Annotated in this window: 2 pseudogenes; both read right to left on the bottom strand. The window is 36.3% G+C overall.

What is annotated here, in order from left to right:
• Positions 1-248 (bottom strand): annotated as a pseudogene (locus HMPREF2918_RS11425) (cell division protein FtsK); the annotation flags it as partial.
• A 13-nt stretch (positions 249-261) separates the two neighbouring features.
• Positions 262-534: pseudogene (locus HMPREF2918_RS03460) on the bottom strand (conjugal transfer protein); the annotation flags it as partial.

The following is a 534-nucleotide window of genomic DNA, read 5'->3' as shown; positions in this document are numbered from 1 at the left end:
TTTTGAAAGAAGAGTACCTTCCTGTAGCAAACTCGATTAATAAACCAAGAGAGAAGCAAAGAAAAAAGAAATCCAGCTCCTAGAAAATAACCTTGAGGTAAGGGATGAACTTTTAATTCTTCTAAATGTAAGTAGCTGTAGTAACTAATAGCCAATAAAAAAGGAAACCACCAGATAAACCATGTGATTCCCTTTAGTTTACGATGAAAAACGCGAACTCTTTTTCCTCGATAGGTAAAGAGTTTCATTCTGCATCACCTCCTAGTTTTCTTTCTTATTTTCTACTGGTTTGTTTTCTTTAGTCGGTGCGCCTCCAGTTTTTTTCTTGATTTTAGAAGCAAAGAGCTTATAGATATCATTACGATTGACGTGGGTATGCGTGATAACAATATCTTCTAGTTCAACCTCTTCTCGGTATTTAATACCTAGATCTTCAATTTCAGACTCAGACATATCTGCGATCGTGAAAAAGAGGGTTTCATGCTGGACAGAAGAATGAATTCCTACGACAATTCCACGGATCTCACCTGTATT

Origin of the sequence: Streptococcus sp. HMSC065C01, from assembly GCF_001813525.1 — a bacterium.
Lineage (GTDB): Bacteria > Bacillota > Bacilli > Lactobacillales > Streptococcaceae > Streptococcus > Streptococcus parasanguinis_V.
This window is presented reverse-complemented; position numbering and strand designations above follow the sequence as displayed.